Raw genomic sequence first — 8022 nt, forward strand, 5'->3', positions numbered from 1 at the left:
GGGGGGGGCCCGGGCGGGGGGCGGGGGCGGTCGTGCGGCGCCGCGCCGCGACGAAGGTGCGAGCAGTGACGAAGGAAGCCCGCGCAGCAGAGCGCGCCGGGATCGAGCGGGAGGCAAGGTGACCGAGCGTGCCGCGCCGTTCTACTGCCCTTACTGCGGGGACGAGGATCTGCGTCCCTCGGAGGAGGGCCACGGCGCGTGGGAATGCGCGTCCTGCAACCGCGCGTTCCGCCTGTCGTTCCTCGGGCTGCTGGCCAAGGGCCTGCGGCGCGACCCGATCGATGAAGGGGGCACGGCGATATGACGACCCGGCTTGAGGACACCGATCTCGAAGGGCTCGCCGAGAAGGCGGGCCACGAGCTCGAGAACGCCTCGGCGCTGGACATCCTGCGCTGGGCGGCGGACACCTTCGGATCGCGTTTCTGCGTCACCTCCTCGATGGAGGACGCGGTGGTGGCGCATCTGGCCTCCCGCGCCTTCCCCGGTGTGGATGTGGTCTTCCTCGACACCGGCTACCACTTCCCCGAGACCATCGGCACCCGTGACGCGGTGGCGGCCGTGATGGACGTCAATGTCATCACCCTGACCCCGCGCCAGACGGTGGCCGAGCAGGACGCCGAGTACGGCCCCCGGCTGCACGACCGCGACCCCGACCTGTGCTGCGCCATGCGCAAGGTCCAGCCGCTCGAGGAGGGGTTGCGCGAATATGACGCCTGGGCCACGGGGTTGCGCCGGGACGAATCGCCAACTCGCGCCGATACCCCGGTCGTTGGCTGGGACGCCCGGCGCCGTAAGGTGAAGATCTCGCCGATCGCCCGCTGGACGCAAGCGGATGTCGAGGCCTATGTCGCCGAGCACGGTGTGCTGACCAACCCCCTGCTGATGGACGGCTATCCGTCGATAGGCTGCGCGCCCTGCACCCGTCGGGTTCTGGAGGGCGAGGACATCCGGTCCGGCCGCTGGGCGGGGAGCAACAAGACCGAATGCGGGCTGCACGGCTGATGGCTGTCGACCAGGAGAACGAGATGAGCACCCCCACGACCACCGGTGCCACGGTGTGGCTGACCGGTCTGCCGAGCGCGGGAAAGACCACGATCGCCTATGCGCTGGCCGAGCGGCTGCGCGGCGAGGGCCGCCGGGTGGAGGTGCTCGACGGGGACGAGATCCGCGAGTTCCTCTCCTCGGGGCTGGGGTTCTCCCGCGAGGACCGGCACACCAACGTCCAGCGGATCGGCTTCGTGTCCGAGCTGTTGGCCTCCCACGGGGTCACGGTGCTGGTGCCGGTCATCGCCCCGTACGGGGACAGCCGCGAGGCGGTGCGCAAGCGCCACCAGCGCGAGGGCACCCCGTATCTGGAGGTGCATGTGGCCACGCCCGTGGAGGTGTGCTCCGAGCGGGACGTCAAGGGGCTGTACGCGAAGCAGGCGGCGGGCGAGCTTTCGGGTCTGACCGGTGTGGATGACCCCTACGAGGCCCCTGCCGACCCGGATCTGCGCATCGAAACCCACAGGAACAGCGTGCAGGAGTCGGCGGCCGAGGTGCGGTTGCTGTTGAGTGAAAGGGGACTGCTGTGAGCCACGCACGCGCGGCCACCGCGTCCCGGGCCACGGCGCTCACCGCATCCGGGCGCCGACCCATGGCGATCCCTGCCGATATGACGGGAAGCTACTACCGCAGCCGAGCGAACGAAAGGGGCGCGGCATGACGACCGTGACGGCGATCAACGCGGGCGAGGGCGCGGGCCTGTACGCGCTCGCGCACCTGGACGCGTTGGAGTCCGAGGCGGTGCACATCTTCCGCGAGGTGGCGGGCGAGTTCGAGCGGCCGGTGATCCTGTTCTCCGGCGGCAAGGACTCCATCGTCATGCTGCATCTCGCGCTCAAGGCGTTCGCCCCGGCGACGGTTCCGTTCTCGCTGCTGCATGTGGACACCGGGCATAACTTCCCCGAGGTCATCGCCTATCGGGACGCCACCGTCGCCCGGCACGGGCTGCGGCTGCACGTGGCCTCGGTCCAGGAGTTCATCGACGACGGCCGGCTGCGCGAGCGCCCCGACGGCACCCGCAATCCGCTGCAGACCGTGCCACTGCTGGACGCCATCGAGAAGAACCGCTTCGACGCGGTCTTCGGCGGTGGCCGCAGGGACGAGGAGAAGGCCCGCGCCAAGGAGCGGGTGTTCTCCCTCCGGGACGAGTTCGGCGGCTGGGACCCGCGGCGGCAGCGCCCCGAGCTGTGGCAGCTCTACAACGGCCGCCACTCCCCCGGTGAACACGTCCGGGTCTTCCCGCTGTCCAACTGGACCGAGCTGGACGTGTGGCAGTACATCGCCCGGGAGAAGATCGACCTGCCGCAGATCTACTACGCGCATGAGCGCGAGGTCTTCCAGCGCGCCGGCATGTGGCTGGCGCCCGGTGAGTGGGGCGGTCCGAAGGACGACGAGACCGTGGAGCGGCGCATGGTGCGCTACCGCACCGTGGGCGACATGTCCTGCACCGGTGCCGTGGAGTCGGACGCGGTGAGCATCGAGCAGGTCATCGATGAGATAGCCGCCTCCCGGCTGACCGAGCGGGGTGCGACCCGCGCCGACGACAAGCTGTCGGAGGCCGCGATGGAGGACCGCAAGCGCGAGGGGTACTTCTAAACGATGACGAGCAATCTGACGTCCGAGGAGCAGGCCGCGGCGGCCGCCGTCGAGCGGTCTGCGGCCACCTCCCAGCTGCGCTTCGCCACCGCGGGCTCGGTCGACGACGGTAAGTCCACGCTGGTCGGGCGGCTGCTGCACGACTCCAAGTCGGTGCTGGCCGATCAGCTGGAGGCCGTGGAGCACGCCTCGCGCAGCCGTGGCCAGGAGGCGCCGGACCTGGCGCTGCTGACGGACGGGCTGCGGGCGGAGCGGGAACAGGGCATCACCATCGATGTCGCCTACCGCTACTTCGCCACGCCCAAGCGGCGGTTCATCCTCGCCGACACCCCCGGCCATGTGCAGTACACCCGCAACATGGTCACCGGCGCCTCCACCGCCGAGCTCGCGGTCGTCCTGGTGGACGCGCGCAACGGCGTGGTGGAGCAGACCCGGCGGCATGCCGCGGTCGCCGCCCTGCTGCGGGTCCCGCATGTGGTCCTCGCCGTCAACAAGATGGACCTGGTGGACTACGCGGAGCCGGTCTTCGCGGCCATCGCCGAGGAGTTCACGAACTACGCGGCGTCGCTGGGCGTCCCCGAGATCACCGCCATCCCGATCTCGGCGCTGGCCGGGGACAACGTGGTGACCGCGTCGGCGAACATGGACTGGTACGGCGGCCCGACCGTGCTGGAGCACCTGGAGACCGTGCCGGTGGGCACCGACCCGTCCCAGGACCCTGCGCGTTTCCCGGTGCAGTACGTGATCCGTCCGCAGACCGCCGAGCACCCCGACTACCGCGGCTACGCGGGCCAGATCGCCTCCGGTGTGCTGCGCGTCGGCGACGCCGTCACCGTGCTGCCGTCCGGCCGGACGTCCGCCATCACCGGGATCGACGCGCTGGGCGCGATGGTGGATGTGGCGTGGGCCCCGCAGTCGGTGACCCTCACCCTCGCCGACGACCTGGACATCTCGCGCGGGGATCTGCTCGCGCCGAGCGACCACGCGCCCGAGACCACCAGGGACGTCGAGGCCACCGTCTGCCATCTGCACGACCGTCCGCTGCGGGTGGGCGACCGGGTGCTGCTCAAGCACACCACCCGCACGGTGAAGGCGATCATCAAGGACATCCCGTCCCGGCTGACGCTGGCCGATCTGTCGCATCACCCGGCGCCGGGTGAGCTGGCCGCCAATGACATCGGCCGGGTCGTGCTGCGTACCTCCGAGCCGCTGGCGCTGGACGCGTACGACGCCTCGCGCCGCACGGGATCCTTCCTGCTGATCGACCCGGCCGACGGCACCACGCTCACCGCCGCGATGGCGGGCGACTCCTTCGCGGCACCGGCCAAGGGTGCCGAGGCCGCGCGGGACGACGAGGGATGGGACTTCTGACGATGGCCGGTGAGGTGTTCTCGACATTCGCCAAGGAGGGCGGCCGCGTGGGCAGCGGGGCGCTCGGCAGCGGGCAGGGCGGGGTCGGACGATGTGTGCGCTGACGCCGCAGTCCGCCCCTGTCCACCAGCACCGCCGCCGAAAGCCATCTGAACTGCCGGGCGTCCTCTGACGCCGTCCCGGCCCGTCGAGAGGAACACCCCCGTGTCGTCTGCCGTCCGCCTCATAGCTCCGCGACCAGCCACGCACCCCCACCGCCGCACCCGGATCCTGGCGGCGGCGGCCGTCCTCCCCCTGTTGATGGGCGCGCTGGGCGCCTGCGGCTACGGCTCACAGAAGAAGAACGACGACACCGGATCCTCAGCGGTCCCCGCGGCCGGCGGTGCGAAGGTCGACGGTCTGGACAAGGTGAAGGTCGGCTACTTCGCCAACCTCACCCACGCCACCGCACTGGTGGGGCTGCGCAAGGGCGGCCCGATCCAGCAGGAGCTCAAGGGCACGAAGGTCGCGCCGTACGTCTTCAACGCCGGGCCGTCGGAGATCGAGGCGCTCAACGCGGGCTCCATCGACATGGGCTGGATCGGCCCGTCGCCGTCCATCAACGGCTATGTGAAGTCCCACGGCTCCAACCTCAAGATCATCTCGGGGTCGGCCTCGGGCGGTGTCAAGCTCGTGGTCAACCCGAAGAAGATCAAGACTCTGAACGACGTCAAGGGCAAGAAGATCGCCACCCCGCAGCTGGGCAACACCCAGGACGTGGCGTTCCTCAACTGGGTCAAGAGCAAGGGCTGGAAGGTCGACGCCCAGAGCGGAAAGGGCGATGTGTCGGTGGTCCGCAGCGACAACAAGGTGACGCCCGACGCGTACAAGTCCGGTGCCATCGACGGCGCGTGGGTGCCCGAGCCGACCGCGTCCAAGCTGGTCGCCGACGGCGGCAAGGTGCTGCTGGACGAGTCCTCGCTGTGGCCGGACAAGAAGTTCGTCATCACCAACCTGATCGTGAAGCAGTCGTTCCTCGAGGAGCATCCGAAGGTCGTCGAGGCCGTGCTGCGCGGCTCGGTGAAGACCAACGCCTTCATCAAGGCCAACTCCGAGCAGGCGAAGAACGCGGCCAACGCGGCGCTCAAGGAAGAGGCCGGCAAGCCGCTGCCCGCCGAGGTGATCGACCCGGCGTGGAAGTCCATCCAGGTCACCGACGACCCCCTGGCCTCGACGCTGAACACCGAGGCCGACCACGCGGTCCAGGCGGGGCTTCTGGAGAAGCCCGATCTCAAGGGGATCTACGACCTGGGCCCGCTGAACAAGGTCCTCAAGGCCGAGGGCAAGCCGACCGTCTCCGCCGCGGGCCTCGGCAGCCAGTAGGCGCCTGCCCGTCCCGTACGCACCGTACGCATGTACACGCATGTACGCATCCATCAGGAGGTGACCGGATGTCCCCGGCACTGACCACCGAGAAGGACGACCGGGCGAGCACCACGACGGCGGGCTCCCCCGGCCCCGCCGGCTCCGCCGGGTCCGTATCGATCACCCGCGTCCACAAGGCCTTCGGCCGTCCCGGGGCGGCCCAGCCCGTGCTCGAGGACATCAACCTCCAGGTGCGGCCCGGCGAGTTCGTCTGCATCCTGGGGGCTTCCGGCTGCGGCAAGTCCACACTGCTCAATCTGATCGCCGACCTGGACAAGCCGTCCTCGGGGGCCATCGAGGTCACCGGCGGCCGGCCGGCCCTGATGTTCCAGGAGCACGCCCTGTTCCCGTGGCTGACCGCGGGGAAGAACATCGAGCTGGCGCTGCGGCTGCGCGGTGTGCCGCGCGCCGACCGCAGGCCGCGGGCCGAGCGGCTGCTGGAGCTGGTGCGGCTCAGCGGCGCCTACGGCAAGCGGGTGCACGAGCTCTCCGGCGGGATGCGGCAGCGCGTGGCGCTGGCCCGCGCGCTCGCGCAGGACTCCAGCGTGCTGCTGATGGACGAGCCGTTCGCCGCGCTCGACGCCATCACCCGCGATGTGCTGCACGAGGAGCTGACCCGGATCTGGAGCGAGACCGGCGTCTCGGTGCTGTTCGTGACCCACAACGTCCGCGAGGCCGTCCGGCTGGCCGAGCGCGTGGTGCTGCTGTCCTCCCGGCCGGGGCGGGTCGTCCGCGAGTGGTCGGTGGACATGCCGCAGCCGCGCCGCATCGAGGACGCGGCCGTCGCCGACCTGTCCGTAGAGATCACCGAAGAACTGCGTGGGGAGATCCGCCGCCATGGCCAGCAGTAAGACCACCCGCGGCACCGCGATCGAGGAAGCCGACGGCGGGAAGCAGCCCATAGAGAAGTCCATGGAAAAGTCCACGGAGAAGTCCACGGCCAAGGCGGGTCCGGGGCAGGACCTGGCGGGCCTGGAGGCCGGTCTGGACGCCCTGGACGCGGTGCAGATCAAGCGGGTCTCACCGGTCGAGGTGCTGGTCCAGAAGGTGCTGCCGCCCATCGTGGCCGTCGCCTTCGTCCTGGCCCTGTGGAAGGTGCTCGTCGTCGCGAAGGTCACCCCCGACTACAAGCTCCCCGACCCGGGGCTGGTCTGGGACTCGCTGCGCCAGCTGTGGGTCCAGGGCGAGCTGCTCGACATCATCTGGACCAGCGTCTCGCGCGGTCTGTTCGGCTTCCTCATCGCGCTGGCCATCGCGACCCCGCTGGGTCTGGTCGTCGCCCGGGTGAAGTTCATCCGCGCCGGGCTCGGCCCGATCCTGTCCGGGCTGCAGTCGCTGCCGTCGGTCGCCTGGGTGCCGCCCGCGGTGATCTGGCTGGGCCTGAACGACCAGATGATGTACACCGTCATCCTGCTGGGCGCGGTCCCCTCCATCGCCAACGGGCTGGTGGCCGGCATCGACCAGGTGCCCCCGCTGTTCCTCCGCGCCGGACGCACTCTCGGCGCCCGCGGCCTGGTCAGCGCCCGGCACATCCTGCTGCCCGCCGCGCTGCCCGGTTACGTCGCCGGGCTCAAGCAGGGCTGGGCCTTCTCCTGGCGCTCGCTGATGGCCGCGGAGATCATCGCCAAGTCCCCGGACCTGGGCCTGGGTCTTGGCCAGTACCTGGAGAACCAGCGCAACAACTCCGATATGGCGGGGGTGCTCCTCGGCATCCTCCTGATCCTCGTCGTCGGCATCGCCATCGAGCTGCTGATCTTCGCCCCGATCGAGCGCAGGGTGCTGCGCAGCCGCGGCCTGCTGGCGAGCGCGCACTGACCGAAGACAACTGACCGAAGACAACTGACCGAAGACAACTGACCGAAGACAACTGACAGAAACCCACTGAACGAAGACCGCTGAACGAAACCCACTGAGCGAAGACAACCGACCGAAGACCACTGAGCGGAAAGCCACCGAACGGAAGGCCACGGAAAGCCATCACCATGTCCGCCCCGACCCTGCTGATCATCGCCCACGGCAGCCGCGACCCCCGCCACGCGGCGACCGTCGACGCGCTGCGCGCGCGGGTGCGGTCGCTGCGGCCGGGGCTGCGGGTGGAGGCGGCGTTCCTGGAGTTCAACGCGCCGCGCGTACCGCGGGTGCTGGCCCGCCTCGCCGCGGAGGACGCCACCGAGGTGATCGCCCTCCCGCTGCTGCTGACCCGCGCCTTCCACGCGAAGACCGACATCCCGGCGGTGCTGCGCGAGGCCACGGCCCGCCACCCCCGCCTATCCGTCCGCCAGGCCGAGGTCCTGGGCCCGTCCCCGCTGCTCGTGGACGCCCTGGAACGCCGCCTGTACGAGGCGGGGCTGCGCCCCGCCGACCGCTCCTCGACCGGGGTCGTCCTGGCCTCGGCGGGGTCCACCGACCCGGAGGCGATCGCGGTGATCGCTGAAATCGCGCGGGAGTGGCGGCACACCGGATGGTGCGCCGTGCGACCCGCGTTCGCCTCCGCCTCTCTTCCCCGCACCGAGGACGCCGGGCCCGCCCCGCGCGCGGGCCGCGGCCCCCCGGTGGGCCTGGGCCCCCACCTCCAACCCCCCCGCCCCCCCCCCCCCCCCCACGCCC

Annotated in this window: 8 protein-coding genes and 1 pseudogene; all 9 read left to right on the forward strand. The window is 70.6% G+C overall.

The window, feature by feature from the left end:
- Positions 1-118: 118 nt before the first annotated feature.
- Positions 119-304, forward strand: a complete 186-nt coding sequence (locus ACFXB5_RS15620; protein WP_020867772.1) for a hypothetical protein — start codon at positions 119-121, stop codon at positions 302-304.
- Entirely contained in the window at positions 301-1002 is a 702-nt protein-coding gene (locus ACFXB5_RS15625; RefSeq protein ID WP_385207548.1) for a phosphoadenylyl-sulfate reductase, read from the forward strand. Before ACFXB5_RS15620 ends, ACFXB5_RS15625 begins: the two co-directional genes overlap by 4 nt.
- Positions 984-1574, forward strand: coding sequence for an adenylyl-sulfate kinase (cysC, locus tag ACFXB5_RS15630; protein ID WP_385207550.1), 591 nt, complete (start codon positions 984-986; stop codon positions 1572-1574). Before ACFXB5_RS15625 ends, cysC begins: the two co-directional genes overlap by 19 nt.
- A gap of 127 nt (positions 1575-1701) precedes the next feature.
- The gene (gene cysD, locus ACFXB5_RS15635) at positions 1702-2640 is read left to right on the forward strand and encodes a sulfate adenylyltransferase subunit CysD (RefSeq protein WP_385207553.1); all 939 of its coding nucleotides are present in this window, start codon (positions 1702-1704) and stop codon (positions 2638-2640) included.
- A gap of 3 nt (positions 2641-2643) precedes the next feature.
- Positions 2644-4011: a sulfate adenylyltransferase subunit 1 gene (locus ACFXB5_RS15640; RefSeq protein ID WP_385207556.1), complete on the forward strand. Its 1368-nt coding sequence runs from the start codon at positions 2644-2646 to the stop codon at positions 4009-4011.
- A 204-nt stretch (positions 4012-4215) separates the two neighbouring features.
- Positions 4216-5373, forward strand: coding sequence for an ABC transporter substrate-binding protein (locus ACFXB5_RS15645; RefSeq protein WP_385207559.1), 1158 nt, complete (start codon positions 4216-4218; stop codon positions 5371-5373).
- A gap of 68 nt (positions 5374-5441) precedes the next feature.
- Positions 5442-6266 carry an ABC transporter ATP-binding protein gene (locus ACFXB5_RS15650; protein ID WP_385207562.1) on the forward strand — a complete coding sequence of 275 codons (825 nt, stop codon included), beginning with the start codon at positions 5442-5444 and terminating at the stop codon, positions 6264-6266.
- Positions 6267-6327: 61 nt separating this feature from the next.
- Positions 6328-7230, forward strand: coding sequence for an ABC transporter permease (locus ACFXB5_RS15655; protein ID WP_385207622.1), 903 nt, complete (start codon positions 6328-6330; stop codon positions 7228-7230).
- Positions 7231-7397: 167 nt separating this feature from the next.
- Positions 7398-8022, forward strand: a pseudogene (locus tag ACFXB5_RS15660) (sirohydrochlorin chelatase); the annotation flags it as partial.

Source organism: Streptomyces sp. NPDC059455, assembly GCF_042750115.1.
Classification (GTDB): domain Bacteria; phylum Actinomycetota; class Actinomycetes; order Streptomycetales; family Streptomycetaceae; genus Streptomyces; species Streptomyces endocoffeicus.

What these genes read in the sequence shown, in the direction of transcription:
- ACFXB5_RS15655 (WP_385207622.1), top strand. Translation starts at nt 6,328, where the DNA reads ATGGAAAAGTCCACGGAGAAGTCCACGGCCAAGGCGGGTCCGGGGCAG.
- cysD (WP_385207553.1), top strand. Translation starts at nt 1,702, where the DNA reads ATGACGACCGTGACGGCGATCAACGCGGGCGAGGGCGCGGGCCTGTAC.
- ACFXB5_RS15625 (WP_385207548.1), top strand. Translation starts at nt 301, where the DNA reads ATGACGACCCGGCTTGAGGACACCGATCTCGAAGGGCTCGCCGAGAAG.
- ACFXB5_RS15640 (WP_385207556.1), top strand. Translation starts at nt 2,644, where the DNA reads ATGACGAGCAATCTGACGTCCGAGGAGCAGGCCGCGGCGGCCGCCGTC.
- ACFXB5_RS15650 (WP_385207562.1), top strand. Translation starts at nt 5,442, where the DNA reads ATGTCCCCGGCACTGACCACCGAGAAGGACGACCGGGCGAGCACCACG.
- cysC (WP_385207550.1), top strand. Translation starts at nt 984, where the DNA reads ATGCGGGCTGCACGGCTGATGGCTGTCGACCAGGAGAACGAGATGAGC.